The organism is Pseudoxanthomonas sp. OG2 (assembly GCF_014192765.1).
Taxonomy (GTDB): Bacteria; Pseudomonadota; Gammaproteobacteria; order Xanthomonadales; family Xanthomonadaceae; genus Pseudoxanthomonas_A; species Pseudoxanthomonas_A beigongshangi.
Map to the genome: position 1 here is coordinate 995,736 of NZ_JACHYM010000002.1, position 23,873 is coordinate 1,019,608.

General features: G+C 68.2%; 28 protein-coding genes. 21 read left to right on the top strand and 7 right to left on the bottom strand.

Annotation, left to right across the window (positions count from 1 at the left end; all coding sequences use genetic code 11):
* Window position 1 precedes the first annotated feature (1 nt).
* Window positions 2-685 carry a DUF3108 domain-containing protein gene (locus FHW78_RS17675; protein WP_183643724.1) on the top strand — a complete coding sequence of 228 codons (684 nt, stop codon included), beginning with the start codon at window positions 2-4 and terminating at the stop codon, window positions 683-685.
* Between the two features lie 64 nt (window positions 686-749).
* Here the strand turns inward: FHW78_RS17675 and FHW78_RS17680 are convergent, their stop codons facing one another.
* From FHW78_RS17680 to FHW78_RS17695, 4 genes are read right to left on the bottom strand one after another with little or no spacing between them, the layout of a single operon-like run.
* Window positions 750-1,076, bottom strand: a complete 327-nt coding sequence (locus FHW78_RS17680) for an EF-hand domain-containing protein (RefSeq protein WP_183643727.1) — start codon at window positions 1,074-1,076, stop codon at window positions 750-752.
* 10 nt (window positions 1,077-1,086) lie between these two features.
* The gene (murA, locus tag FHW78_RS17685) at window positions 1,087-2,358 is read right to left on the bottom strand and encodes a UDP-N-acetylglucosamine 1-carboxyvinyltransferase (RefSeq protein WP_183643730.1); all 1,272 of its coding nucleotides are present in this window, start codon (window positions 2,356-2,358) and stop codon (window positions 1,087-1,089) included.
* Window positions 2,359-2,418: 60 nt separating this feature from the next.
* Complete coding sequence (locus tag FHW78_RS17690) at window positions 2,419-2,841, bottom strand: GFA family protein (protein WP_183643734.1); 423 nt, start codon at window positions 2,839-2,841, stop codon at window positions 2,419-2,421.
* A gap of 5 nt (window positions 2,842-2,846) precedes the next feature.
* Window positions 2,847-3,074 carry a BolA/IbaG family iron-sulfur metabolism protein gene (locus FHW78_RS17695; protein WP_141453755.1) on the bottom strand — a complete coding sequence of 76 codons (228 nt, stop codon included), beginning with the start codon at window positions 3,072-3,074 and terminating at the stop codon, window positions 2,847-2,849.
* A gap of 53 nt (window positions 3,075-3,127) precedes the next feature.
* Here FHW78_RS17695 and FHW78_RS17700 point away from each other — a divergent pair, with 53 nt between their 5' ends.
* The 17 genes from FHW78_RS17700 to FHW78_RS17780 all read left to right on the top strand — a co-directional run bounded on the left by FHW78_RS17700 (window position 3,128) and on the right by FHW78_RS17780 (window position 18,075).
* The gene (locus FHW78_RS17700) at window positions 3,128-4,132 is read left to right on the top strand and encodes a KpsF/GutQ family sugar-phosphate isomerase (protein ID WP_183643738.1); all 1,005 of its coding nucleotides are present in this window, start codon (window positions 3,128-3,130) and stop codon (window positions 4,130-4,132) included.
* Window positions 4,133-4,258: 126 nt separating this feature from the next.
* Entirely contained in the window at window positions 4,259-4,804 is a 546-nt protein-coding gene (locus FHW78_RS17705) for an HAD family hydrolase (protein ID WP_183643741.1), read from the top strand.
* Window positions 4,801-5,364: an LPS export ABC transporter periplasmic protein LptC gene (gene lptC / locus FHW78_RS17710; RefSeq protein WP_183643744.1), complete on the top strand. Its 564-nt coding sequence runs from the start codon at window positions 4,801-4,803 to the stop codon at window positions 5,362-5,364. The genes FHW78_RS17705 and lptC overlap by 4 nt, the downstream gene beginning before the upstream one ends.
* Complete coding sequence (gene lptA, locus FHW78_RS17715; RefSeq protein WP_141453759.1) at window positions 5,342-5,851, top strand: lipopolysaccharide transport periplasmic protein LptA; 510 nt, start codon at window positions 5,342-5,344, stop codon at window positions 5,849-5,851. Before lptC ends, lptA begins: the two co-directional genes overlap by 23 nt.
* Window positions 5,851-6,570: an LPS export ABC transporter ATP-binding protein gene (lptB, locus tag FHW78_RS17720; RefSeq protein ID WP_183643747.1), complete on the top strand. Its 720-nt coding sequence runs from the start codon at window positions 5,851-5,853 to the stop codon at window positions 6,568-6,570. Before lptA ends, lptB begins: the two co-directional genes overlap by 1 nt.
* Before the next feature lie 54 nt (window positions 6,571-6,624).
* Entirely contained in the window at window positions 6,625-8,058 is a 1,434-nt protein-coding gene (locus FHW78_RS17725) for an RNA polymerase factor sigma-54 (RefSeq protein ID WP_183643750.1), read from the top strand.
* Window positions 8,059-8,242: 184 nt separating this feature from the next.
* Window positions 8,243-8,560, top strand: coding sequence for a ribosome-associated translation inhibitor RaiA (raiA, locus tag FHW78_RS17730; RefSeq protein WP_141453762.1), 318 nt, complete (start codon window positions 8,243-8,245; stop codon window positions 8,558-8,560).
* A gap of 224 nt (window positions 8,561-8,784) precedes the next feature.
* Window positions 8,785-9,735: an HPr(Ser) kinase/phosphatase gene (gene hprK, locus FHW78_RS17735; RefSeq protein ID WP_183643753.1), complete on the top strand. Its 951-nt coding sequence runs from the start codon at window positions 8,785-8,787 to the stop codon at window positions 9,733-9,735.
* Between the two features lie 29 nt (window positions 9,736-9,764).
* Window positions 9,765-10,643, top strand: coding sequence for an RNase adapter RapZ (gene rapZ, locus FHW78_RS17740; RefSeq protein ID WP_183644811.1), 879 nt, complete (start codon window positions 9,765-9,767; stop codon window positions 10,641-10,643).
* Window positions 10,644-10,761: 118 nt separating this feature from the next.
* On the top strand, window positions 10,762-11,154 hold the full coding sequence (locus FHW78_RS17745) for a PTS fructose IIA subunit family protein (protein ID WP_183643756.1): 393 nt from the start codon (window positions 10,762-10,764) through the stop codon (window positions 11,152-11,154).
* Complete coding sequence (locus FHW78_RS17750) at window positions 11,147-11,416, top strand: HPr family phosphocarrier protein (RefSeq protein WP_141453765.1); 270 nt, start codon at window positions 11,147-11,149, stop codon at window positions 11,414-11,416. Before FHW78_RS17745 ends, FHW78_RS17750 begins: the two co-directional genes overlap by 8 nt.
* Window positions 11,416-13,134 (top strand): phosphoenolpyruvate--protein phosphotransferase, encoded by a 1,719-nt coding sequence (gene ptsP / locus FHW78_RS17755; RefSeq protein ID WP_183643759.1) that lies wholly within the window; start codon window positions 11,416-11,418, stop codon window positions 13,132-13,134. Before FHW78_RS17750 ends, ptsP begins: the two co-directional genes overlap by 1 nt.
* A 131-nt stretch (window positions 13,135-13,265) precedes the next feature.
* A complete protein-coding gene (gene mgtE / locus FHW78_RS17760) occupies window positions 13,266-14,627 on the top strand; it encodes a magnesium transporter (RefSeq protein WP_141453767.1) in 1,362 nt (453 codons plus the stop codon).
* 51 nt (window positions 14,628-14,678) lie between these two features.
* On the top strand, window positions 14,679-15,290 hold the full coding sequence (locus FHW78_RS17765; RefSeq protein WP_183643762.1) for a CPBP family intramembrane glutamic endopeptidase: 612 nt from the start codon (window positions 14,679-14,681) through the stop codon (window positions 15,288-15,290).
* A 71-nt stretch (window positions 15,291-15,361) separates the two neighbouring features.
* Complete coding sequence (locus FHW78_RS17770; RefSeq protein WP_225562248.1) at window positions 15,362-16,135, top strand: prolyl oligopeptidase family serine peptidase; 774 nt, start codon at window positions 15,362-15,364, stop codon at window positions 16,133-16,135.
* Window positions 16,136-16,141: 6 nt separating this feature from the next.
* Window positions 16,142-16,414 (top strand): hypothetical protein, encoded by a 273-nt coding sequence (locus FHW78_RS17775; protein WP_183643768.1) that lies wholly within the window; start codon window positions 16,142-16,144, stop codon window positions 16,412-16,414.
* Between the two features lie 89 nt (window positions 16,415-16,503).
* Window positions 16,504-18,075, top strand: a complete 1,572-nt coding sequence (locus FHW78_RS17780) for a GGDEF domain-containing protein (RefSeq protein ID WP_183643770.1) — start codon at window positions 16,504-16,506, stop codon at window positions 18,073-18,075.
* Window positions 18,076-18,093: 18 nt separating this feature from the next.
* Here FHW78_RS17780 and FHW78_RS17785 read toward each other — a convergent pair whose 3' ends face one another.
* The 3 genes from FHW78_RS17785 to FHW78_RS17795 all read right to left on the bottom strand — a co-directional run bounded on the left by FHW78_RS17785 (window position 18,094) and on the right by FHW78_RS17795 (window position 20,311).
* Window positions 18,094-19,038 (bottom strand): aspartate carbamoyltransferase catalytic subunit, encoded by a 945-nt coding sequence (locus FHW78_RS17785; RefSeq protein ID WP_183643772.1) that lies wholly within the window; start codon window positions 19,036-19,038, stop codon window positions 18,094-18,096.
* A gap of 171 nt (window positions 19,039-19,209) precedes the next feature.
* Window positions 19,210-19,662 (bottom strand): Holliday junction resolvase RuvX, encoded by a 453-nt coding sequence (gene ruvX / locus FHW78_RS17790; RefSeq protein ID WP_141453772.1) that lies wholly within the window; start codon window positions 19,660-19,662, stop codon window positions 19,210-19,212.
* 85 nt (window positions 19,663-19,747) lie between these two features.
* Window positions 19,748-20,311, bottom strand: coding sequence for a YqgE/AlgH family protein (locus FHW78_RS17795; RefSeq protein WP_183643775.1), 564 nt, complete (start codon window positions 20,309-20,311; stop codon window positions 19,748-19,750).
* Window positions 20,312-20,348: 37 nt separating this feature from the next.
* Here FHW78_RS17795 and FHW78_RS17800 point away from each other — a divergent pair, with 37 nt between their 5' ends.
* The 3 genes from FHW78_RS17800 to FHW78_RS17810 all read left to right on the top strand — a co-directional run bounded on the left by FHW78_RS17800 (window position 20,349) and on the right by FHW78_RS17810 (window position 23,622).
* Window positions 20,349-20,888 (top strand): DNA-3-methyladenine glycosylase I, encoded by a 540-nt coding sequence (locus FHW78_RS17800; protein ID WP_183643778.1) that lies wholly within the window; start codon window positions 20,349-20,351, stop codon window positions 20,886-20,888.
* Between the two features lie 175 nt (window positions 20,889-21,063).
* On the top strand, window positions 21,064-21,612 hold the full coding sequence (locus tag FHW78_RS17805; protein ID WP_183643781.1) for a heme NO-binding domain-containing protein: 549 nt from the start codon (window positions 21,064-21,066) through the stop codon (window positions 21,610-21,612).
* A gap of 15 nt (window positions 21,613-21,627) precedes the next feature.
* Complete coding sequence (locus FHW78_RS17810) at window positions 21,628-23,622, top strand: EAL domain-containing protein (protein WP_183643784.1); 1,995 nt, start codon at window positions 21,628-21,630, stop codon at window positions 23,620-23,622.
* Window positions 23,623-23,873: the final 251 nt, after the last annotated feature.

Sequence of the window (23,873 nt, forward strand, 5' to 3'; positions counted from 1 at the left end):
AATGTCTCCCCTCCTCCGTTTCCGCATGCCGGCGCTGGCCCTGGTGCTGGCCGTGGCCACCGCACCGGCGTGGGCCGTGGATGCCTTCACCGCGCAGTACCAGGCGAGCGCGCTGGGCATGCTCGGCGAAGGCCAGATGAGCGTTGCCGCGCAGGGCAACAACCGCTGGCAGTACAGCCTGAGCATCCGCAACCAATTGGTCGACCTAAGCCAGAAGACCGTGTTCGACGAACAGAACGGTCGCCTGCGCCCGCTGTCCAGCAGCGACAGTTCGCGCATCCTGGTCAAGAAGAAGTCCGTCGACACGGTCTACGACTGGAGCAAGTCGCAGGCCACCTGGACCGGCGACATCAAGCCGGACCGCGCCGGACCGCTCAAGCTGCAGCCCGGCGACATGGACGCGCTGCTGGTCAACCTCGCGATCGTGCGCGACGTCGCCGCCGGCAAGCCGCTGCGCTACCGCATGGTCGAAAACGGCCGCGCCAAGCCGATGAGCTACCAGGTCGCCGGCAAGGAGCAGATCACCGTGGCCGGCAAGTCCCAGGAGGCGACCAAGCTGGTGCGCACCGACGGCAACAAGCAGATGATCGTCTGGGTGGTGCCGAACATGCCGGTGCCGGCGCGCATCCTGCAGCGCGAGAACGGCCAGGACTCCATCGACCTGACCATCAAGTCCTGGCGCTGAGCCTGGCTTCAAGGCAGAAAAAAGCCCGGCATTGCCGGGCTTTTTTCTTGCGTTAGTCCCGCCGTCATTTCTTGGCGCTGGCTTCGGCTTCGTCGGCGACGGTGGTCCGGCAGTCCACCCGGATCGACTGGCCGTTGCTGCGCCAGGCATAGGAACGGCACTCACGCCGGCCTTCGGTCTGCTTCTCCACCACCACCGCGTAGAAGGCCTGCATGATTTCCTGTTCGGTGACGGTGCCGTCGCCGTTCCAGTCCATGTCCTTGTTGGAAATGCCGCTGGTGCCGGCGGCACCGGTGAAGTGCAGATAGGCCAGGATCGCCAGCAGCAAGGCGAAAAACACCAGCAGGGCCTTGCGCCGGGGCGAGAGACGGGTGCGTTTGGTTGTCGACATCGTGGCGTGCTCAGGAAATCCGGCGGATCTTGGCGCCCAGCGCGCCCAGCTTTTCTTCGATGTTCTCGTAGCCGCGATCCAGGTGGTAGATGCGGTCGATCACGGTGTCGCCCTCGGCGACCAGGCCGGCGAGGATCAGCGAGGCCGAGGCACGCAGGTCCGTGGCCATGACCGGCGCGCCACTCAGCTTCTCCACGCCGCGCACGATCGCCGTATGCCCTTCCACGCGGATGTCCGCACCCAGGCGCAGCAGCTCGTTCACGTGCATGAAGCGGTTCTCGAAGATGGTCTCGTTGATCACGCCCACACCCTCGGCCACGCAATTCAGCGCCATCAGCTGCGCCTGCATGTCGGTCGGGAACGCCGGATACGGCGCGGTGGTCAGGCTGACCGCGCGCGGACGCCTGCCCTGCATGTCCAGGCTGATGCTGTCTTCGGTCGTCTCGATGGATGCGCCGGCCTCGCTCAGCTTGTCCAGCACCGCGTCGAGGGTATCGCCACGGGCGCGGCGGGCGATGATGCGGCCGCCGGTCATCGCCGCGGCCACCAGGAACGTGCCGGTCTCGATGCGGTCCGGCAGCACCGCGTGGCGGCCACCGTTGAGGCGCTCGACACCACGGATGACGATGCGCGGCGTACCGGCGCCCTCGATGTCCGCGCCCAGCGCGATCAGGCAGTTGGCCAGATCGGTGATTTCGGGTTCCATCGCGGCGTTCTCGAGCACCGTGGTGCCGTCGGCCAGCGTGGCGGCCATCAGCACGTTCTCGGTGCCGGTGACGGTGACCATGTCGAACACGTAGCGACCGCCCTTCAGGCGCTTGGCCTTGGCCTTCACGTAGCCGTTCTCGACCACGATATCGGCGCCCAGCGCCTGCAGTCCCTTGATGTGCTGGTCGACCGGACGCGAACCGATCGCGCAGCCACCCGGCAGCGAGACTTCCGCCGCGCCGTACTTGGCCAGCAACGGGCCCAGCACCAGGATCGAGGCGCGCATGGTCTTGACCAGTTCGTACGGCGCCACGTGCTGGTTGACGCTGCGTGGATCGACGGTGATGCCGCTGCCGCGCGACAGCGTGCCTTCGTCGATGCTGATGCCCGCGCCCAGCTCGCCGAGCAGCTTGATGGTGGTGACCACGTCATGCAGGTGCGGCACGTTGGTGATTTCCACCGGCGCGTCGGCGAGCAAGGTGGCGCAAAGAATCGGCAATACCGCGTTCTTGGCGCCGGAAATGGTGACTTCACCCTGGAGCGGGATACCGCCGGTCACTACGATTTTCTGCATGGATCACTCGAATGGGATGAGGGTGACGGGAAGATGCGATTGAAGAGAGGAGCGCCCGGCTCATTCGCCGGGACGGGTCCGGTGCTGCTCGGCGTCGTCGTGGATGTCGTACCACTCCGCCTTGGAACCGACAAAGATGTGCATCGACGGCCCGGCCGACAAGGGGGTATCCAGCGTTCCCACCCGCAGCCGCAGCATTTCCGGCATGGTGTCGCGACGACTGTACAACGGCGACGCGCAGCGCCGGCAGAACATCCGGTGGACGCCGGGCGAGGATTCGTAGCCGGCCAGCCATTCCGCGCCTTCCAGCAACTCGAAATCACCGGTGGCGATCGGCACCACCGCCTGGAAAGCCGAACCGTTGGCCTTGCGGCAGCGCGAGCAATGGCAGACCACCATCGCCCCCGGTTCACCGCGCACCTGGTAGCGGATGCCTCCGCACAGGCAACTGCCGGAAAGCGCGGGTGCCGTTGGCGCGGTCATCCGGCTTATTTGCCGTCCGGGGTGACCGTCTTCAGGGCCAGCGCGTGGATGGCGCCTCCCATCAGATCGCCCAGGGTGGCGTAGACCATCCGGTGCCGGGCCAGCGGCAACTTGCCGCGGAAGGCTTCCGCCACCACCGTCGCCTCGAAGTGCACGCCGTCCTCGCCCTCGACCTGCGCCTGCGCGCCGGGGAGGCCGGATTCGATGAGTTTACGGATGGTTTCGGCGTCCAACGGGCATTTCCTAATAAAATGGCCGCCTATTCTACTCCCGGCACGACGCGCGCATGCCCCAGACGCTTCCCCACAACCCGGCCGTGCAGGACGCCCAACTGGCCGCCAGCGGGCGACGCGTGATCGACATCGAGGCACAGGCGCTGACCGCGCTGGCCAGCCGGCTCGATGGCAGTTTCTCCACGGCCTGCCAGGCGATCCTGGCCAGCCGCGGCCGGGTCGTGGCGACCGGCATGGGCAAGTCCGGGCATATCGCCCGCAAGATCGCCGCCACCCTCGCCTCCACCGGCACCCCGGCCTTCTACGTGCATCCCGGTGAGGCCGGACACGGCGATCTGGGCATGATCACCGACGCCGACGTGGTGCTGGCGATCTCCTATTCCGGCGAATCGGACGAACTGCTGATGTTGCTGCCGGTGCTCAAGCGCCAGGGCAACACCGTCATCGCCATGACCGGCCGGCCGGGTTCCACGCTCGCGCGCGAATCCAGCCTGCACCTGGACGTGAGCGTGCCGGCCGAAGCCTGCCCGCTCGACCTGGCCCCGACCAGCAGCACCACCGCGACCCTGGCAATGGGCGACGCGCTGGCGGTGGCCCTGCTGGAAGCCCGCGGCTTCACCGCCGACGACTTCGCCCGCTCCCACCCGGCCGGCAGCCTTGGCCGCCGTCTGCTGCTGCACATCACCGACGTCATGCACGCCGGCGCCGACGTGCCGCGGGTCGGCGAAGACGCCACCCTCAGCGAAGCCCTGATGGAAATGAGCCGCAAGCGCCTGGGCATGACCGCGGTGGTCGACGCCGACGGGCGCCTGGCCGGGCTGTTCACCGATGGCGACCTGCGCCGGACCCTGGACAATCCCGGACTGGACATCCGCCACGCGCGCATCGCCGAGCTGATGACCCGCCAGCCCAAGACCATCGGCGCCGACCAGCTGGCCGTGGAAGCGGCCCGGATGATGGAAACCCATAAAATCAGCGGCCTGATCGTGGTCGACGCTGAACAGCGGCCGGTCGGAGCCCTTAACATTCATGACCTGTTGCGCGCGCGCGTGGTCTAAGGTGCGCTGATAGCCGGAAGGGGTTGCCGGGGATCGCCATTCCCTGTCCTTCCGGCCCTTTCCCGTCGCGCCGCGCCCGCTTGCCCTGATTCACGGCTCCCTGATTCCCCTCTTCCAGCACACGCCATGCCCCTGTCCCACCTCGCCGACGTCGACGATGCCCTGATTGCCCGCGCCCGCCAGGTGCGGCTGGCCTGCTTCGATGTCGACGGCACGCTGACCGACGGGCGCCTGGTCTACGACGACGAGGGCCGTGAATCCAAGGCGTTCCACATCCACGACGGCCAGGGCCTGGTGCTGTTGCGCCGGGCCGGCATCGAAGTGGCCCTGATCACCGCGCGCCACAGTCCCGCCGCCGAACGCCGCGCGCGCGAACTGGGCGTACGCATCCACGCCGGGGTCAAGGACAAGCTGGCCCAGGTAGACGCCCTGTGCGCCGAACTGGGGCTGGAACGCGTCCAGGTGGCCTTCATGGGCGACGATCTGCCGGACCTGCCGCCACTGCGCGCGGTCGGACTGGCCATCGCCCCGGCCGACGCCCACGCCTGGACCGCCCGCCACGCCCACTGGCGCACCCGCGCCCGCGCCGGCCGTGGCGCCGCCCGCGAGGCCTGCGACCTGTTGCTGGGCGCGCAGGGTCAGGCCGCTGGCCTGCGGGAAGGCATCGCATGAACTGGCGCCTGAGCCTTGGCCTGGTCCTGCTGGTGGCCGCCATCTTCAGCGGCTGGTCGGCCTGGAAGCAGCGCGCGCGCCCGGAAGCCGCCGCCGGCGGGCCGGACCGATCCGACTACGTGATGCACGATTTCGAGATCGTCGCCCTCGACAAGCAGGGCAAGGAAGCGGTCACCCTGCGGGCGCCGGAAATGCACCGCAATCCCGCAGACCAGAGCCTGTCGATCACCACGCCGCTGTTCCTGCTGCCCGACAATGCCGGCAAGTACTGGCAGATGCGCTCCAAGACCGGCTGGATGAGCCCGGACCACTCCCAGTTGCGGCTGCTCACCGACGTCCAGGGCACCAGCCCGTCCGATGCGCCGCCGCCGACGGCCTTCCGCACCGAGCGGCTGGACATCTTCCCGGACAAGAACCTGGCGACCACCGAGCTTCCGGTCACCATCACCCGGCCCGGTTCTATACTCAGCGGGGTAGGCTTCGAAACCCACCTCAAGAACAAAACCTACGAATTCAAATCCCAGGTCAAAAGTGTCTATGCACCCAAGTCTGCGCGCTAGCGCCCTGCTGCTTCCGCTCCTGCTGGCCTGCGCCGCGGCCTGGGCCAAGTCGTCCGATCGCAACCAGGAAATGGTCATCGATGCCGGCCACCAGAACGGCTCTTACGAAGGCAACAGTAAGATCATGCTGAGCAAGGGCGTGACCGTCACCCAGGGTTCGCTGGACATCCGCTCCAGCACCGGCGAGATCTACATGAACGACGGCGAGATCTCGCGCGCCGTGTTCACCGGCAAGCAGGTCAAGCTGAAACAGCAGATGGACGATGGCTCCTGGATGGACGCCACCGCCGATCGCGTCGAATACGACATGACGTCAGAGACCATCACCTTCATCGGCAACTACACGGTGAAGTCGCCGCGCGGCTCCAACAGCGGCCAGAAGATGGTCTACAACACCAAGACCGGCAACATGGAAAGCGGCGGCGACGGCACCCGCGTGCGCACCGTGATCAAGCCGAAGTCGGCGCAGCCGCAGGGCACCAAGTGATGCTGACCGCAAATGGGCTGCGCAAGACCTACCGCCAGCGCAAGGTCGTCAGCGACTTCGGACTGAGCCTGGAAGCCGGCGAAGTGGTCGGCCTGCTGGGCCCCAACGGCGCCGGCAAGACCACCTGCTTCTACATGATCGTCGGCCTGGTCGCCGCCGACGCGGGCAAGATCGAACTGGACGGACAGGACATCACCGCCGAGCCGATGTACCGGCGCGCCAAGCTCGGCGTGGGCTACCTGCCGCAGGAACCCTCGGTGTTCCGCAAGCTGACCGTGGCCGACAACATCCGCCTGGTGCTGGAACTGCGCGAGGACCTGGACCAGGCCGGCATCGAGAAGGAACTGGCCTCGCTGCTGGACGAACTGCAGATCGGCCACGTCTCCGAGCAACTGGGCGCCAGTCTGTCCGGCGGCGAACGTCGGCGCTGCGAAATCGCCCGGGCGCTGGCCGCACGGCCGCGCCTGATGCTGCTGGACGAGCCGTTCGCCGGCGTGGACCCCATCTCGGTCGGCGAGATCCAGCGCATCGTCAAGCACCTCAAGAACCGCGGCATCGGCGTGCTGATCACCGACCACAACGTGCGCGAGACCTTGGGAATCTGCGACCGGGCGTATATCCTCAACGAAGGCAGCGTGCTGGCGCAGGGGGCACCGGACGCGTTGCTGGCCAATCCGGACGTGCGGCGCGTGTACCTGGGGGAAACTTTCCGTCTCTGAGGGCGATGCCGCACCATCCGGACCGCAGGCCATGCCGTCGCCTTCGGACATCGGATGAAACCACGCCTCCAGACATCGCTGGGACAGCAACTGGTCATGACGCCGCAGCTGCGTCAGGCCATCCGCTTGCTGCAGATGTCGACCGCGGAGCTGGAGGTGGAAATCACCCAGGCCGTGGAATCCAACCCCCTGCTGGACTGGGCCGACGACGCCCCCGCCACCGGCGAAGACGGTCCGCCGGCCGAGGCCGAGCGCGGCAGCCAGGAAGAATCCCGCCACGACGGGGATGGAAGCTCCGGCGATGACGACTGGGCGCCGGACGAAGGGCCCTGGGCCTCTTCCGGCGGCGGTTCCTTCGACGATGACGATCCCGGCAGCGCCGCCGAGCGGATCGCCGAAGCCGACACCCTGCGCGACCACCTGCTCTGGCAGCTCCACCTGTCGCACCTGTCGCCGCGGGATCGCCGCATCGGCAGCGCGCTGATTGATGCCCTGGAAGAGGACGGTTACCTGCGCGAACCGCTCTCCGGCATCGCCGAAACCCTGAAGCCGGATCTGGAAGCAAGCGAGGACGAGATCAGCGTGGTGCTGCACCAGTTGCAGCGCTTCGATCCGGTCGGCGTGGGCGCCCGCAACCTGGGCGAATGCCTGCGCCTGCAATTGCTGGTGCTCAGCGACGACACGCCCGGCAAGGCACTGGCGATGCGCATCGCCGACGGCCCGCTGGATCGGCTGCCGCGCAGCGGCGTGGCCGGCATCGCCACCGAGCTCAGGCAACCGCTGGTCGAGGTGGAAACCGCAGTCGCCCTGCTGCGCACCCTGGATCCCAAGCCCGGCGCGCAGATCGGCGAGCTGGGCAGCGATACCTACGTGGTGCCCGACTGCGTGGTCTGGCGCCAGCGCGGCGTCTGGCGGGCGGCCCTGGCCGGCAACAACCTGCCCCGGATCGGTATCCATCGCGGCTACGAACAGATGATCCGGCGCTGCGGCGAGAGCGACGCCGGCTACCTCAAGGGGCAACTGCAGGAAGCCCGCTGGCTGCTCAAGAGCCTGGAGGCGCGCGGCGAGACCCTGCTCAAGGTCACCCGCTGCCTGATCCGTGAACAGGCCGGCTTCCTGGAATTCGGCGAACAGGCGCTGCGCCCGCTGACCCTGCGCGAGGTCGCCAGCGAGGTCGGCCTACACGAATCCACGGTTTCACGGGCGATCGCGCGCAAGTACGTGCGTACGCCGCGTGGAACCTTGCCGCTGCGGGCCTTCTTCGCCTCCGGCATCGACACCGAGGGCGGCGGCGAGGCGTCCAGCACCGCCATCCAGGCCATGATCCGCCGCCTGATCGAACAGGAAAATCCGCGCAAACCCTTGTCCGACGCCAAGCTCGCGGACCTGCTGAAGGCCTCCGGCATCCCGGTGGCGCGGCGTACGGTCGCCAAATACCGTGAAGCCCTGCACATCCTTTCGTCGCACGAACGCGTGCGCCTGGACTGAATCCGCGTTTTTCCTTCGCACCGCTTGATCACGGTCGGGATCAGGCCCATCTTGTCATTGCGGCGTTTGGCCGCGTTGACGGGGATGTCCTGGAACCCAAGCCTGATTCCGTTGTCACAGATACACGACAACGCGTTCTCAGCAGTGCCGACAGCACTGCATCACCGACAGAAGGAGGCAAGCGATGCGTATCGAGACCTACGGGCATGAAATCGAAGTCACCCCCGCCCTGCGCGAATACGTGGAAACCAAGCTGAAGCGCCTGGAGCGCCATTTCGACCAACCCTTCGAAGTCCGTACCCAACTCTGTACGCGCAAACCCGACTACGTCGCCGAAGCGACCGTCTCCCTCGCGGGCCGTACCCTCCATGCCGACGCCGGTGCGCAGACCATGTACGCCGCCATCGACATCCTGGCTGACAAGCTCGATCGCCTGCTGGTCAAGCACAAGGAAAAGAAGACCGACGTGCAGCGCGGCCTCCGCGTGGAAGCCGTCGGCTGAGGCAATTCCCGCCCCCAACCGCCCTTGCCTGCGACCATCGCGGTCCGGGCAGGGGCGCAGTAGCAGCATTCTTCACGCTGCATTAGCAGTTCCCATCCCTCCGGATTACACTCCCCCTGCCTGCGCCGTCCGCGCCCGGCGGGTCGCACCGACGCACCCGTCCCGTGCGCACGCCAGTACGACGACGCGCCGCATCTTCCCACTTCCCCGTCCGTCCTCGCATGATGAACACCAGTATCACCGCACGCGAACTGTTCGAGCAGCAGAAGGAGAAGCTGGCCCTGCGCTGGGTGGCCGGACAGAAGGGCGAGAACCGGATCCTCGAAGCCGGCGACACGATCGCGCGGCGTCCGTCGCTGGCCGGCTATCTCAACGCGGTCTATCCCAACAAGGTGCAAATCCTGGGTACCGAGGAACTGACCTGGCTGGATTCGCTGGATTCGCGCCAGCGCTGGGAAACCATCGAGAAGATCGTCCAGTTCCGGCCGTTGGCGCTGGTCATCAGCAAGAACCAGCAGTGCCCGGAGGATCTGCGCGAGGCGGCGAACGAAACCGATACGCCGCTGTGGATCTCGCCCAAGCGCGGCCATGAGCTGCTCAACCACCTCTCCTACCACCTTGCGCGCACGCTGGCGCCGCGGGTGACGCTGCACGGCGTGTTCATGGAGATCTATTCGATCGGCGTGCTGATCACCGGCGAAGCCGGTTCCGGCAAGAGCGAACTGGCGCTGGAGCTGTTGAGCCGCGGCCACCGCCTGGTCGCCGACGACGCGCCCGAGTTCACCCAGATCGCGCCGGACGTGCTCGACGGCACCTGCCCCGAGCTGTTGCAGGATCTGCTCGAGGTACGCGGGCTGGGCGTGCTCAACGTGCGCGAGATGTTCGGCGACACCGCGGTGAAGAAGAACAAGTACCTGCGCCTGATCGTGCACCTGACCCGGCCGATGACCGAACCCAACCCGCACGGCTACGAACGCCTGACCGGCGATTCCGGCACCCGTCACGTCCTGGATCTCGACGTGCCGCTGATTACCCTGCCGGTGATGCCGGGCCGCAACCTGGCCGTGCTGACCGAGGCCGCCACCCGCCTGCACATCCTGCGCACCAAGGGCATCGATCCCGCGGCGATGTTCATCGCCCGCCACAGCAACCTGCTGGAGCGGAGCACGCCATGAACCTGCCGGAAGAGGACATCCCCCCGGCGGTGCGCGCGGCACCCCCGACCGTGGTCATCGTCAGCGGCCTGTCCGGCTCGGGCAAGTCGGTGGCGCTGAAGACCTTCGAGGATCTGGACTACTACTGCGTCGACAACCTGCCGGTGGAACTGCTGCCGCCGTTCGTGCGCAGCCTGATGAAGGGCGACACCCTGCCGCAGAAGATCGCGGTCGGCATCGACGCCCGCAGCGGCCACGCCGAACTGGGCAAGCTGGCGCAGTGGCGCGCGGCGCTGGCGCAACTGGGGCTGGAAGGCACGCTGATCTTCTTCGACGCCGCCGACGACATCCTGCTGCGGCGCTATTCCGACACCCGCCGCCGGCATCCGCTCAGCCACAGCCATACCGGCCTGTCGCTGCAGGAAGCCATCCGCCGCGAGCGCGAGGTCACCGCGCCGCTGCGCGAGGCGGCCGATGTCGTCATCGACACCAGCCAGCTCAACGTGCACCAGCTGCGCCGCCGCATCATCGCCGAATTCGCGCTCAACCGCGGCGCGGCGCTGTCGCTGCTGTTCGAGTCCTTCGCCTACAAGCGCGGCGTGCCGGCCGACGCCGATTTCGTGTTCGACGCGCGGGTGCTGCCCAACCCGCACTGGAATCCGGAACTGCGCCCGTATTCCGGGCGTGATGCGAAGGTGCGCGAGTACCTGCGCTCCCAGGCGGAGGTCTCCGAATACGTCGGCCAGGTCAGCCAGTTCCTCGATACCTGGTTGCCGCGCCTGCGCGGGGAGACCCGCAGCTACGTGACCATCGCCTTCGGTTGCACCGGCGGCAAGCACCGCTCGGTCTACCTGGCGGAGACCCTCGCCCAGCACGCCCGCAACCAGGGCTGGGAAGAAGTCGCCACCTTCCACCGGGAACTCGACTAGGCATCCACCAGCGCCGAGGGCAACCGTCCCGCCTCGTCTTGACCCACCCTTCACGCGCAACGCCGCGTCCCGCGAAAACCGCTTCCGGCTTGTCATCCCGGTCTGTTAACGTTCCGGAATGGCTTGTGGCATCCTCCTGATCACCCATCCCGGCATCGGCGCGTCGGTCCTGGCCGTCGCGGCGACCCTGTTGCGCCAACTGCCGTTGAAGGCGGAAGCCTTCGAGGTGCCGTTCGACGCCGACCTGGACGCCTTGCTGCCGCAGGCATCGGCCGCGCTGCGACGGGTCGACGCTGGCGATGGCGTGCTGGTGCTGACCGATCTGTACGGCGCCAGCCCCAGCAATCTCGCCGGCAGGCTGGCGCGCCTGGGCACGCCGATCCGGCGGGTGTCCGCATTGAGCCTGCCGATGCTGTTGCGGGTGATGAACTATTCGGAACAGGGACTGGACGAACTGCCGGCGACCGCGGCCGCCGGCGCACGCAACGGAGTCATCCACGACGATGCTTGAACGCGAACTCACCGTTTCCAACCGCCTGGGCCTGCACGCCCGCGCCACCGCCAAGCTGGTCCAGGCCCTGGCCGGCTTCCGCTGCAACGTGACGCTGGCCGCCAAGGGACGCGAGGTCAACGCCAAGAGCATCATGGGCGTGATGCTGCTGGCCGCCGGCCAGGGCACGCCGGTGATCGTGCGCGTGGACGGCGAGGACGAGAGCGCCGCGATGGACGCGGTCGCCGCTCTGTTCGAACGACGGTTCGACGAGGACGCCTGATGCGGACGCTGCTGTCGGGCCATGGCGCATCGCGCGGAAGCGCGCTGGGGCGCGCCCGGGTCCGCATGCCGCACGCACTGGAAGTCGCCGAGCAGCGCATCCACGCCAACCAGGTGGAAGCCGAGCTGCAACGCCTGCACGTGGCGGTCGACGCCACCCGCGAGGAGATGCACCGGCTGCGCGATCGCCTGCATGGCGCGCTGGCGCGGGAAGTCGGCGAGTTCCTCGACCTGCACGCCCTGCTGCTGGACGACCCTGAACTGCTGTACGGCCTGGACGAGCTGATCCGCACCGGCCGCTATAGCGCGGACTATGCGCTGCGCCTGCAGCGGGATCGGCTGGCGGCGGTGTTCGAGGGCATGGACGATGCCTACCTGAAGAGCCGGATGGACGATCTCGACCACGTGATCGGCCGCATCCACGCCCATCTCCAGCAGCGCGCGGTCGATGCCGAGGGCGTGGCCGGCGACATCCTGGTCTGCGACAACATCGCCCCGTCAGAACTGGCGCAGCTGCAATCGCAGGGCGTGGTCGCGATCGTCACCGCCGCCGGCAGCACGCTCTCGCACAGCGCGATCCTGGCGCGCAGCCTGCACATGCCGTTGGTGGTCGGCGCGGCCCAGGCGCTGCAGCGGGTCAATGATGGCGACGCCCTGATCGTCGACGGCGCCACCGGCCGGGTGGTGGTCGAACCGAACGCGTCGGACCTGCGCGGCTACCGCGATCGCCTGCGCAAGGCCGCGCGCGAGGAACGCGAGCTGGGCCGGCTGCGGTCCAAGCCCAGCCGCACCCGCGACGGCATGGACATCGCGCTGTACGCCAATGCTGAATCGCTCGACGACGTGGCGCGCGCGCATGCGCTGGGCGCGGCCGGCGTGGGGCTGTACCGCACCGAATTCCTGTTCCTGCAGCGCAATGAGTTGCCGGACGAGGACGAGCAGTTCCGCGCCTACCGCGACGTGGTGCTGGGCATGAGCGGCCGGCCGGTCACCATCCGCACCCTGGATCTGGGTGCCGACAAGGCCGACCGTACCGGGCTGGTGCTGGACGACGAGGACAACCCCGCGCTCGGCCTGCGCGGAGTGCGCCTGTCGCTGGCCCGGGACGGCGTGTTCGATACCCAACTGCGCGCCATCCTGCGCGCGTCGGCCTACGGCCCGGTGCGCATCCTGATCCCGATGATCAGCAGCCGCGAGGAGATCCTGGCCATCCGGCGGCTGATCAAGCGCGTCTCCACCCAGTTGCGCAAGCGTGGGCTGGAGATCGCCGGCCAGGTGCAACTGGGCGCGATGATCGAGGTGCCGGCGGCGGCGATCGCCATGCACGGCTTCGTCGACGTGGTCGATTTCGTTTCCATCGGCACCAACGATCTGGTGCAGTACCTGTTGGCCGCCGATCGCAACAACGAGGCCCTGGGCGAACTGTATTCGCCGCTGCACCCGGGTGTGATCCGGCTGCTGCGGCACGTGATCGCCATTGGCCAGGCCCATGAAGTGCCGGTGGCCGTGTGCGGCGAAATGGCCGGCGACCCGCGGCTGGCACCGTTGCTGCTGGCGCTGGGGCTGCGGGAATTCAGCCTGCACCCCAACACCCTGCTGGAACTGCGCCGGGTCATCCGCGGCAGCGACTGGGAAGCCCTGCAGGCCTCCACCGACAAGCTGCTCAAGGCCCGCGATCGCGCCGGCATCGAGCGCTGGCTGAAGTCCGCCTCCGCCTGATCGCGGCGGCCGCGCGGAAAATGCCCCGCATGGGGTGTCCATAATCTCAATGGCAAGCGATAATGGCGCGATGAACATCTGATGCCACGGTCGCATCCGTCCCGCGGATCGGCCCCGTTTCGGAGCACTGCATGGCCGAAGCCGTCCGCCACGACAAGACCGCGCGTCAACTGCGCCTGCTCTCCGACGCCCTCGACAGCGGCCGGCTGGGGCCGGTGCGTCGACTCGTCAACACCCTCGCCCCCGCCGAAATCGGCAACCTGCTCGAATCGCTGCCGCCCGGCAAGCGCGAGGTGGTGTGGGGCCTGGTGGACGCCGAGGACGACGGCGAGGTGCTGGTCCACGTCGGCGACGAGGTCCGCGAGAGCCTGCTGGCGGAGATGGACCCGGACGAAATCGTCGCCGCGGTCGAAGACCTGGACATCGACGATCTGGCCGATCTGGTCGAGGACCTGCCGGACACCGTCATCGACGAAGTCCTCAAGTCGATGGACCGGGAGAACCGCGAGCGGCTGGAGCAGGTGCTGTCCTACCCGGAGGACTCCGCGGGCCGCCTGATGAACCCGGACGTGGTGACCGTGCGCGCCGACGTCAACGTCGACGTGGTGCTGCGCTACCTGCGCCTGCGCGGCGAACTGCCGGACCACACCGATCACCTGTTCGTGGTCAGCCGCCGCCACCAGTACCTGGGCCGGGTCTCGCTGGCCTCGCTGGTCACCCACGAGGACAGCACGCCGATCAATCGCCTGATCGACGACGAGCAACCGGCCATCGACGTCGGCGAGAGCGCCGAGGAAGTCGCCCGCCAGTTCTCCGACCACGACTGGATTTCCGCGCCGGTGGTGGACGACAACAACATCCTGCTCGGCCGCATCACCATCGACGACGTGGTCGACATCATCCGCGAAACGGCCGAGCACCAGGCGCTGGGCGCCGCCGGCCTGGACGAGGACGAGGATCTGTTCTCGCCGGTGCGGCGCGCGTTCCGGCGCCGCCTGATCTGGCTGGGCATCAACCTGTGCACGGCCTTCCTCGCCGCCAGCGTGGTCGGCCAGTTCGAGGGCAGCATCGCCAAGCTGGTCGCGCTGGCCGCGCTGATGCCGATCGTCGCCGGCATGGGCGGCAACGCCGGCACCCAGGTGCTGGCGCTGATGGTGCGCGGCCTGGCGCTGGGCCAGATCGGCGCGTCCAACGTGATGACGCTGCTGAAGAAGGAATTGGCGGTCGCGCTGATCAACGGCCTGTGCCTGGGCGTGGGCCTGGGCATCATCGTGTTCCTGTGGTTCCGCCAGCCCGGCCTGTCGCTGGTCATCGGCAGCGCCCTGACCATCAACCTGTTGACCGCGGCGACCGCCGGCGTGCTGGTGCCGCTGACGCTCAAGCGGCTCGGCTTCGACCCGGCGCTGGCCGGCGGCGTCATCCTCACCACCGTCACCGACGTGATGGGCTTCCTCAGCTTCCTGGGCCTGGCCACGGTCATCCTGTTGCAGTGATCACGCGGCTGCGCCACCCTGCGCCCGGCGGCGCATACGGGAGGCGACGGCATGCTGGCGAAGATCGCGACATCCGGCCTGGCCAACCTGATCCTGCTGGCCGGCATTCCTTTCCTGCTCTACTGGGGCTGGCACCGCTGGCGGCACCGGCGCGCCTTGGCCGAGGTCGCCTGCCGCGCCGGGCTGCGGCTCGGCGCGCCCCGCTATCTGGCCTATGCGGCGGTTGCCGCGCTCTTCAACATCGCCGTCCTGCTCGCCTGGTCGCCGCCGATCTCGTCCTTCACCAGCCACGATTCGCCGCAACGGGTGTTTGAAGGACTGGGATTGAGCGGAACTTCGCTGCTGATGGCGCTGATCTACGGCGTCGTCACCACGGGCTTCTGCGAGGAATTCCTGTTCCGCGGCCTGCTTGCCGGCAGCCTGTCGCGGCGACTGCCGGCCTGGCTCGCCAACGGTTTGCAGGCTTTCCTGTTCCTGCTGCCACACCTGCTGGTGCTGCGGGTACGGCCGGAGCTGTGGCCACTGCTGCCGGTGGTGTTCGTGGCCGCGCTGTTCCTGGGCTGGCTGCGAATCCGTTCCGGATCCATCATGGGGCCCTGGCTGTTCCATGCCGCCATCAACGTCGCCACCTGCCTTTACGTCGCCCTGGGAAGCTCCGCATGATCACCCCCGCATCGCCCGGCTCCACCCGCCCGTCTTCTTTCCGGATTCCATCCCTTCGCCTCGCCCTGCGAATGCTCGCCCTGCTCTCCACCGCCATGTTGCTGGCCGGCTGCGCCACCCGGCCGGTGTCCCCGCATGGCGGGTTCGTCGAGCGCCAGGTCGAGGTCGCCGGCAAGACGCATCGCTACCAGGTGTTCGTGCCGGCCGGCCATGGCCGCGGCAGGATGCCGGTGATCCTGTTCCTGCACGGTTCCGGCGAACGCGGCGAGGACAACCAGTTGCAGATGAAGGTCGGCCTGCCGCCGCACCTGCGCCAGCACCTGGATGACTTTCCCGCCATCGTGGTGATTCCGCAGGCGCCGGCCGAAACCGAATGGACCCAGGAGGCCGGTACGATCGCGCTGGCCGCGCTGGATGCTTCGATGAAGGAATTCGACGGCGATCCCGATCGCGTCTACCTGACCGGCCTGTCGATGGGCGGTTATGGCACCTGGGAACTGGCCTTGCAGCAGCCTCAGCGCTTCGCCGCGCTGGTGCCCATCTGCGGCGGCCTGACCGTGGACTGGACCGACCAGCGTCCGAGCATGGTCGCGCACAGCGTGGCCAACGTGCCGGATCCGTTCGCCGAAGCCGCGCGCCGGCTCAAGCACGTGCCGGTCTGGATCTTCCACGGTGGCAAGGATGATCTGGTGCCGCCGGTGCAGTCGCGCCGGATGGACGCGGCGCTCAGGCAGGCCGGCGGCGACGTGCGCTACACCGAATTCCCCGACGCCAACCACAACTCCTGGGATCCGGCCTACGCCACCCCGGAACTGTGGACCTGGCTGTTCCAACAACATCGCTGAGATTCCATGGCCGAACTGCTCCACGACTACTTCACTCCCGGCTGGCGCGAGCGCGCGCAGGCCTGCGCCTGCGGCTGGCAGGGCGATTCGCGCGCCATGCAGATGGATCTGCAGGACGAAGTCACCGACTACGCCTGTCCCGAATGCGGCAACCTGCTGCTGATCGTCAGCCATCCGGATCGGGAGCAGGTCCGGCGGGCCGCCGCCGCCGGCCATCCCGAGGCCATCCAGCAACTGGCCCTGCTGGAAGAGGCGGAGCGCTTCCTGGGCGAACGCTGACGCCGTCCGTCGCCCGGCCCTCAACCGGCGCCCGCCGCCGCCGATAACCCGGCGCCCCTTCACGAAAAGATCCGCGCCGAGCACTGTCCATGGCCGAACCTTCCGATGCCCCTCCCGGCCTGACCGGCGGTTTCCGTCGCCTGTGGGCGCGCGGCCACAAGCGCGCGCAGCCGTCGGCCGGCACGGGACTGGCGCCGCACGACGCCGCGCGCCCGCTCATCAATGCCGCGCAGTTGCAGGCCCTGTTCGCCCACGCCGACACGCCGCCGGCGCTGGTCGCCGCGTTCGCCGATGGACTCGCGGGCCTGGGCGGCGAACTGCGCGGCATGGGCCAGCGCCTGCAGGCCGCCTGCGCCGACGGTGACTGGAATGCCTACGGGCGCGCCATGCGCCAGTTGATCGACAAGTACATCCGCACCATTCCCGACGAACCGGTACCCGGTAGCGATGTTCCCAGCGAATCGGAGCAACTGCGCGGCCTGCTCCACCACACCCTGGTGATGGCGGTGGAAACCCTGCTGCGCGAGGACGCGCGCCTGTACCCCCAGGCCCAGTCGGTGGCCGATCAGCTCAAGGGCTGGCAACCGGGCCAGCCGCTGGCCGCGCTCGAGGGCCAGCTCAAGGATCTGTGCCACGCCATCGGCCAGGCCAGCCACGAGACCAGCGACGCGCAGGAATTGCTGCGCAGCCTGTTCGATCTGTTGCTGGAGAACGTCGGCGAACTGCTGGAGGACGGCAGCTGGCTGCAGGATCAGATCGCGGCCGCGCGCAGCCTGCTGTCCGGCCCGCTGGATCGCGAACGGCTGGAGGAAACCCGCAGCGGCCTGCGCGAGGTGATCTACAAGCAGGGCCTGCTCAAGCAGGGACTCAACGAATCGAAGGCGGCGATGAAGGACATGATGGTCACCTTCGTCGAACGACTCGACGGGATGGCCAGCAGCACCGGCGAATTCCACGACCGCATCAGCTTCCACGCGCAGGCGGTCCGCGACAGCCGCAGCATCGCCGAACTCGGCAAGCGGATGGAGGACATCCTGGAAGACACCGCCCAGCTGCAACGGCAGGCGCTGCGCGCCCGCGACGATCTGTGCGCGGTGCGCGAGGAAGCCGAGGCGGCCGAACGCCGCGTCGCCAGCCTGGAGCAGGAATTGCAGTCGGTGTCCAACCTGGTGCGGATCGACCAGCTCACCGAGGCGCTGAACCGGCGCGGCTTCGAGGAACTGTTCCGGCGCGAATCCAGCCGTGCCCTGCGCAGCGGCCAGCCGCTGTGCCTGGCCCTGCTGGACCTCGACGACTTCCGCCTGGTCAACGCCACCCACGGCCATCTCGGCGGCGACGCTGCGCTGCGCCATGTGGTCGCGGTGGTGCGCGGCGCGCTGCGCGGCAGCGATGCGATCGGCCGTTTCGGCGGCGAGGAATTCGTGCTGCTGCTGCCGGACACCTCGTTGCGCGAGGCGGAGGCGATCGTCGCGCGCGCCCTGCAACGGCTGGCGCAGCGTCCGCTCCTGCACGAGGGCGAACGATTGGCGGTGACCTTCAGCGCCGGCGTGGCACCGTGGCGCGCCGGCGAAACGCAGGACGCGCTGGTCGAGCGCGCCGATCGCGCGATGTACGAGGCCAAGGCCGCCGGCAAGAACCGGGTGGCGGCGGCGCGCGACTGAAACGCGCCGCCTCCGGACTCAACCGAGCAGCGTTTCCAGCACCGCCATGCGGATGGCCACGCCGTTGCTGACCTGGCGCAGCACCAGCGACTGCGGGCCGTCGGCGACCTCGTCGGTGATTTCCACGCCGCGGTTGATCGGGCCCGGATGCAGCACCACCGCGTCCCTGGCCGCGCGGCCCAACCGGGCCTGGGTCAGGCCGTAGTCGCGGTGGTAGTCGTCGAGCGAGGCGACCAGGCCCTCCTCCATCCGCTCGCGTTGCAGGCGCAGCATCATCACCGCGTCCACGCCTTCGAGCATGGCGTCGAAATCACCACCCACGGTGCAGCCGGCCAGGGTGTCGTCGTCGGGCAGCAGCGACTGCGGGCCGCATACCCGGATCTCGCCGGTGCCCAGCGTGCGCAGCGCATGCAGGTCCGAACGCGCCACGCGCGAATGCTTGACGTCGCCGACGATCAGCACCTTCAGGCGCGAGAAATCCGCGCCCTTGGCCTGGCGCAGGGTCAGCGCGTCCAGCAAGCCCTGGGTGGGATGGGCGCTGCGGCCATCGCCGGCGTTGACCAGCGTCGTGCCCTCGCCCGCCACTTCGGCCAGCGCGTCCACCGCGCCGTCCTCCGAATGCCGCACCACGAAACCGCGCACGCCCATGGCTTCCAGGTTGCGCAGGGTGTCGCGGGCGGTCTCGCCCTTGCGCGTGGAGGAGGCGGAGGCGTCGAAGTTCAGCACGTCCGCGCCCAGCCGCTGCGCCGCGATCTGGAACGAACTGCGCGTGCGGGTGGAAGGTTCGAAAAAGAGCGTGCACACCGTGGTGCCGTCCAGCAGGTTGCGGCGCTGGGTGCGGCCCAGCGCGGTGTCGCGGATCTGGCCGGCGCGATCCAGCAGGCGGCAAAGGGTTTCGCGGGGAAGACCGTCGAGGGTCAGCAGGTGCCGCAGGCGTCCATCCGAATCGATTTGCTGGGTCATTGGCTCAGTTCTGGAATGCAAGGGTCGGGACCGGCATGCCGCGGCGACGCCGGGTTCCGGAGGGTGGGTGGAGGGCGGGTTTGCCGGTCGCGGCGACGGAAGCCGGGGCCGGAAGCAATGAAAACGGAACGGGAGCGTGCCCGGTGATGGCCAGGAGGATCGCCGCCTCGCTCAAAGGGTCACCTGCGTGGCGTCCTGCGGCGCCGCCAGCCAGCGCTCGATGATCACCGCTGCGGCCACCGCGTCCAGCGCCGCCGCGTCGCGCTTGCGCTTGCGGCCTTCGGCGCGATCCAGCGCGAACCGCTGCGCGGCTTCGACCGAACTGGCGCGTTCGTCCACCAGCACCACCGGCAGCTTGTAGCGCGCATGCAGTTCGCGCGCGAACGCCTGCGCGCGCTTGCGGTTGGGCTGGTCGCCGCCTTCCAGGGTCATCGGATCGCCGACCACCAGGCCGTCCGGCCGCCATTCCGCATGCAGGCGATCCAGCGCCGGCCAGTCCGGTCCGTGCGCGTGCACGTCCACCACCGCCAAAGCGCGCGCGCCGCTGCCGAAGGCGCTGCCCACGGCCACGCCGATGCGTCGCGCACCGACGTCGAACCCCAACACCGTGCCATCCAACTTCATGGCCGACTCCGGGAACGCCGGCCGGACTCCGGCGGCGGGCAGGCTTGCCTTCCGGGAGCGGCGTGGCGGTTCCGGCGACAGGGTTTCATGCGTGCCCGCTGTAGTCTGTGAGCCTGGTCATGTCTACACCGATCAGGCCGCCAGCGGCCTGCCAGCGCCGTTCCAGCGGCATCCCGAACAGCACGCCCGCATCGGCCGGCGCGGTCAGCCAGGCGTTCTCGCCCAGTTCGAATTCCAGTTGTCCTGCGCCCCAGCCTGCGCAGCCCAGGGTGACGATGGCGTGTTCCGGCCCGTTGCCGGCGGCCATCGCCTCCAGGATGTCGCGCGAAGTGGTCAGGTACAGGCCATCGGCGACGGTCAGGGTGGAATCCCACGCCCGCGCATCATCGTGCAGCACGAATCCGCGCTCGGGATGGACCGGGCCGCCGTTGAGCACGATCTGCTCGCGCAGGCCCTCGTCCGGCGTGTCCAGTTGCATCTGCTGCAGGACTTCGCCCAGGGTGTACTCGGAGGGACGATTGACCATCACTCCCATCGCCCCCTCCCCGTCGTGCTGGCAGATCAGGGTCACGCTGCGGGCGAAATTGGGGTCATCCAAGGCCGGCGAGGCGATCAGCAGCTGGTTGGCGAGGAAGGGTTCGGCGGACATGGGCGCCATTTTAGCCCGACCGCGCTACCCTGACCGCATGAGCGGATACTGCGACATCGCCCCGGGCCATCCGGTCCACGGCCCCTATCACGACCACGAATACGGCTTTCCCCAGCGGGAAGAGGCGGTCCTGTTCGAGCGCCTGCTGCTGGAAATCAACCAGGCCGGGCTCAGCTGGGAAACCATCCTGCGCAAGCGCGAGGGGTTCCGGCGTGCCTACCACGGCTTCGACGTGGATACCGTGGCCGCCTATGGAGATGCGGACCGGGCCCGGCTGCTGGCCGACCCGGGCATCATCCGCAACCGCCTGAAGGTGGACGCGGCGATCCACAACGCCGGGGTCATCCAGGCGCTGCGCGGATCCCATGGCGGCTTCGCCGCCTGGCTGGACACCCACCACCCGCTCGGCAAGCCCGAATGGATCAAGCTGTTCAAGCGGACCTTCCGCTTCACCGGCGGCGAGATCACCGGCGAGTTCCTGATGAGCCTGGGTTACCTGCGCGGCGCGCATCGCGACAGCTGCCCGGCCCATGCGCGCATCACCGCGTTGTCCCCGCCCTGGCAGACAGCGGGCTGATCCGGACGCCGGAAGCATGCGTCCGGCGCTCCGTTGAAAACTGGTAAGCGCTGCTTACCACCCTGGGTTCAATCTTCCCCGCCCGCGTCCGATATCGGAAGGGCGCGTCGCGCATTGGTTGATGCAGCGGTTGCGGGCATACTCCGGCCATCATGGCCACTCGGGGGAGACAGGCATGAAGGGAGTCGTGTTCACCGAGTTCATGGAGATGATGGACAGCCGCTTCGGTCCCGAACTGACCGAACGCGTGCTGGAAGCCGCGCATCTGCCCAGCGGCGGCATCTACACCGCCGTCGGCACCTACGATCACACCGAACTGCTGGCCCTGGTCGAGCAACTCAGTCTTGCGGTCGGATTGCCCGCAACCACGCTCGTGCGCGAATTCGGCCACTACCTGTTCGGGCGTTTCGTGAAGAGCTATCCGCGCTTCTTCCAGGGCGTGCACTCCGCGTTCGATTTCATCGAACAGGTGGACAACCACGTGCACGTCGAAGTGCTGAAACTCTATCCCGGCGCCGAGTTGCCAAGCTTCCGCAGCGAACGCCCCGATGATCGCCGGATGCTGTTCGACTACCGCTCCAGCCGCCCGCTGGCGGATCTGGCCGAAGGCCTGATCGCCGGATGCGTGGATCACTACGGCGAACGCGTGCGCATCGAACGCATGCCGCTGGCCGCCGACGGCGGCGGCACCGCGGTCCGCTTCCAGCTGACCCGGATGGACTGATCCCCGACGCCCCGCATGGACGAACTGCAACTGCTCAGACGGAGACTGGAGCGCGAAAAACAGGCACGTCGCGCGGCTGAACTGTTCATCGAGGAAAAGAGCCTGGAGCTGTACATCGAGCAGCAGAAGCGCGAGCAGGCATTCCAGGCCCTGCAGGCGCAGACCGTCGCCACCAACACGCTCAACCGGCAACTGCAGGAAGAAATCAGCCGCCGCATCCAGGCCGAAACGCTGGAGAGTTTCCTCGAACGGATCGTGCAGGATCATCCGCTGCACAGCATCCTGGTCGAACTCACCCGCATGGTCGAGGCACAGACGCCCGGTGGCCGCTGCTTCATCGCCGTGCACGCCGACGGCGAACTCTTCCACGCCGAGCGCGAATCCTCGGAAGGACGCGCCCCGCTCATCCAGGCGCCGCTGCACTGGTTGCCCGGCGGCGCCCACGAACAGCGCCATATCCAGCGGGTCGAGGACGTCCGCCGGCATCCGGTCTGGCGCCGCCATTGCGACAGTGGCCTGCTCGACGGCCTGGGCAGCGCGTGGACGGTGCCACTGACCACCGCGCATGGCGAGCACATCGGCGAGTTCGCCCTGCATCCGCCGGACGGACGCGCGCCCAGCGAATCGGAGCTGGAATGGATGATGATGATCAGCGGCCTGGCCGCGCTGGCGATCGGCCATCGGCAACTGGCCGACAACCTCAATCACCAGGCCCACCACGACGCCCTGACCGACCTGCCCAACCGCTTCCTGTTCCGCGACCGGCTGAACCAGGCCATCGCGCACGCGCGTCGCGAGGATCACCGGGTCGGCGTGCTGTTCCTGGATCTGGACGGCTTCAAGCACATCAACGACACCCTCGGCCACCAGCAGGGCGACAACGTGCTGATGGCGACCACCCGCCGCATCCGCCGCCTGCTGCGCGAAACCGATACCCTGGCGCGCATGGGCGGCGACGAGTTCACCCTCATCCTGCCGGGCATGAAGAGCGTCGCCGACGCCACCCGCATGGCGGAACGCTGCCTGGAATCGCTGCGCCGGCCCATCCCGATGGACGGGCACGAGCTGTATGTCACCGGCAGTATCGGTATTGCCCTGTTTCCCGATGACGCCCGCGATGCCGAACAATTGCAGCGCAACGCGGACGCGGCGATGTACCGCGCCAAGGCGCGCGGCAAGAACTGCTTCGAGTTCTTCACGCCCGCCCTGACCGCCGGCAGCCGCGAGTTGCTCGACCTGCGCGCGGATCTGCACCACGCGCTGGAAGAGGGCCAGTTGTCGCTGCATTACCAGCCCCAGTACCGCGCCGACGGCGTGCTGCTCGGCTTCGAAGCGCTGATGCGCTGGCACCATCCGCGCCATGGCGCCATCCCGCCCAGCCGCTTCATTCCCATCGCCGAGGAATCCGGGCTGATCCTGGCCATCGGCCAATGGGCGCTGGAACACGCCTGCCGGCAGATGGCGCAATGGCAGGCCAGCGGCGTCGCCCACCTGCTGATGGCGGTCAACCTGTCGGCGGTGCAGTTGCAGCAGGAGGACTGGACCCGCACCGTCGCCCGCATCCTGGACGCCACCGGCCTGCCGGCCGCATCGCTGGAACTGGAACTGACCGAGAGCCTGGTGATGCAGGACGTCCAGTCCACCGCCCGCCACCTGCGCGAACTCCGCGAACTGGGCGTGCGCGTGGCCATCGACGACTTCGGCACCGGCTATTCGTCGTTGAACTACCTGCGCCAGCTGCTGGTGGACACGCTGAAGATCGATCGCTCCTTCATCAGCGAAATCGAGGCCTCCGCCGATACCGGACTGCACTATCCGATCATCCGCAGCATCATCGAACTCGGCCACAGCCTGGGCCTGTCCCTGATCGCCGAAGGCGTGGAAACCGAACACCAGGCCAGCATCCTGCGCGCGCTCGGCTGCGACGGTCTGCAAGGCCACCTGTTCGCCCCGCCGATGACCGCCAGCGACTGCGAAACCCTGCTCCGCCAGCTCCGCGCCCTTCCGTAGAGCGGTCCAACCGCGCACAGACCCCCAACATCCCAGCGCGCGTGATTTCCCTTCCCCCGCTTGCGGAGGAAGGTGCCGAAGGGGATGGGGGCAAATCCGTCCGCACATGGCGACCCCACATCAGGCGCAGCACCCCGACGTTCCCCCATGCGGGCAGATGACGCCTGAAGCGCCCTCTTCCGGCGCTTCGCGCCACCTTCTCCCGCAGGCGGGAGAAGAGTTTCACCCTGCATCGCCAGCAGCCCCGCCAC

What these genes read in the sequence shown, in the direction of transcription:
- FHW78_RS17675 (WP_183643724.1), top strand. Translation starts at nt 2, where the DNA reads ATGTCTCCCCTCCTCCGTTTCCGCATGCCGGCGCTGGCCCTGGTGCTG.
- FHW78_RS17680 (WP_183643727.1), bottom strand. Translation starts at nt 1,076, where the DNA reads ATGTCGACAACCAAACGCACCCGTCTCTCGCCCCGGCGCAAGGCCCTG.
- murA (WP_183643730.1), bottom strand. Translation starts at nt 2,358, where the DNA reads ATGCAGAAAATCGTAGTGACCGGCGGTATCCCGCTCCAGGGTGAAGTC.
- FHW78_RS17690 (WP_183643734.1), bottom strand. Translation starts at nt 2,841, where the DNA reads ATGACCGCGCCAACGGCACCCGCGCTTTCCGGCAGTTGCCTGTGCGGA.
- FHW78_RS17700 (WP_183643738.1), top strand. Translation starts at nt 3,128, where the DNA reads ATGCCCCAGACGCTTCCCCACAACCCGGCCGTGCAGGACGCCCAACTG.
- FHW78_RS17705 (WP_183643741.1), top strand. Translation starts at nt 4,259, where the DNA reads ATGCCCCTGTCCCACCTCGCCGACGTCGACGATGCCCTGATTGCCCGC.
- lptC (WP_183643744.1), top strand. Translation starts at nt 4,801, where the DNA reads ATGAACTGGCGCCTGAGCCTTGGCCTGGTCCTGCTGGTGGCCGCCATC.
- lptA (WP_141453759.1), top strand. Translation starts at nt 5,342, where the DNA reads ATGCACCCAAGTCTGCGCGCTAGCGCCCTGCTGCTTCCGCTCCTGCTG.
- lptB (WP_183643747.1), top strand. Translation starts at nt 5,851, where the DNA reads ATGCTGACCGCAAATGGGCTGCGCAAGACCTACCGCCAGCGCAAGGTC.
- FHW78_RS17725 (WP_183643750.1), top strand. Translation starts at nt 6,625, where the DNA reads ATGAAACCACGCCTCCAGACATCGCTGGGACAGCAACTGGTCATGACG.
- raiA (WP_141453762.1), top strand. Translation starts at nt 8,243, where the DNA reads ATGCGTATCGAGACCTACGGGCATGAAATCGAAGTCACCCCCGCCCTG.
- hprK (WP_183643753.1), top strand. Translation starts at nt 8,785, where the DNA reads ATGAACACCAGTATCACCGCACGCGAACTGTTCGAGCAGCAGAAGGAG.
- FHW78_RS17745 (WP_183643756.1), top strand. Translation starts at nt 10,762, where the DNA reads ATGGCTTGTGGCATCCTCCTGATCACCCATCCCGGCATCGGCGCGTCG.
- FHW78_RS17750 (WP_141453765.1), top strand. Translation starts at nt 11,147, where the DNA reads ATGCTTGAACGCGAACTCACCGTTTCCAACCGCCTGGGCCTGCACGCC.
- ptsP (WP_183643759.1), top strand. Translation starts at nt 11,416, where the DNA reads ATGCGGACGCTGCTGTCGGGCCATGGCGCATCGCGCGGAAGCGCGCTG.
- mgtE (WP_141453767.1), top strand. Translation starts at nt 13,266, where the DNA reads ATGGCCGAAGCCGTCCGCCACGACAAGACCGCGCGTCAACTGCGCCTG.
- FHW78_RS17765 (WP_183643762.1), top strand. Translation starts at nt 14,679, where the DNA reads ATGCTGGCGAAGATCGCGACATCCGGCCTGGCCAACCTGATCCTGCTG.
- FHW78_RS17770 (WP_225562248.1), top strand. Translation starts at nt 15,362, where the DNA reads ATGCTCGCCCTGCTCTCCACCGCCATGTTGCTGGCCGGCTGCGCCACC.
- FHW78_RS17775 (WP_183643768.1), top strand. Translation starts at nt 16,142, where the DNA reads ATGGCCGAACTGCTCCACGACTACTTCACTCCCGGCTGGCGCGAGCGC.
- FHW78_RS17780 (WP_183643770.1), top strand. Translation starts at nt 16,504, where the DNA reads ATGGCCGAACCTTCCGATGCCCCTCCCGGCCTGACCGGCGGTTTCCGT.
- FHW78_RS17785 (WP_183643772.1), bottom strand. Translation starts at nt 19,038, where the DNA reads ATGACCCAGCAAATCGATTCGGATGGACGCCTGCGGCACCTGCTGACC.
- ruvX (WP_141453772.1), bottom strand. Translation starts at nt 19,662, where the DNA reads ATGAAGTTGGATGGCACGGTGTTGGGGTTCGACGTCGGTGCGCGACGC.
- FHW78_RS17795 (WP_183643775.1), bottom strand. Translation starts at nt 20,311, where the DNA reads ATGTCCGCCGAACCCTTCCTCGCCAACCAGCTGCTGATCGCCTCGCCG.
- FHW78_RS17800 (WP_183643778.1), top strand. Translation starts at nt 20,349, where the DNA reads ATGAGCGGATACTGCGACATCGCCCCGGGCCATCCGGTCCACGGCCCC.
- FHW78_RS17805 (WP_183643781.1), top strand. Translation starts at nt 21,064, where the DNA reads ATGAAGGGAGTCGTGTTCACCGAGTTCATGGAGATGATGGACAGCCGC.
- FHW78_RS17810 (WP_183643784.1), top strand. Translation starts at nt 21,628, where the DNA reads ATGGACGAACTGCAACTGCTCAGACGGAGACTGGAGCGCGAAAAACAG.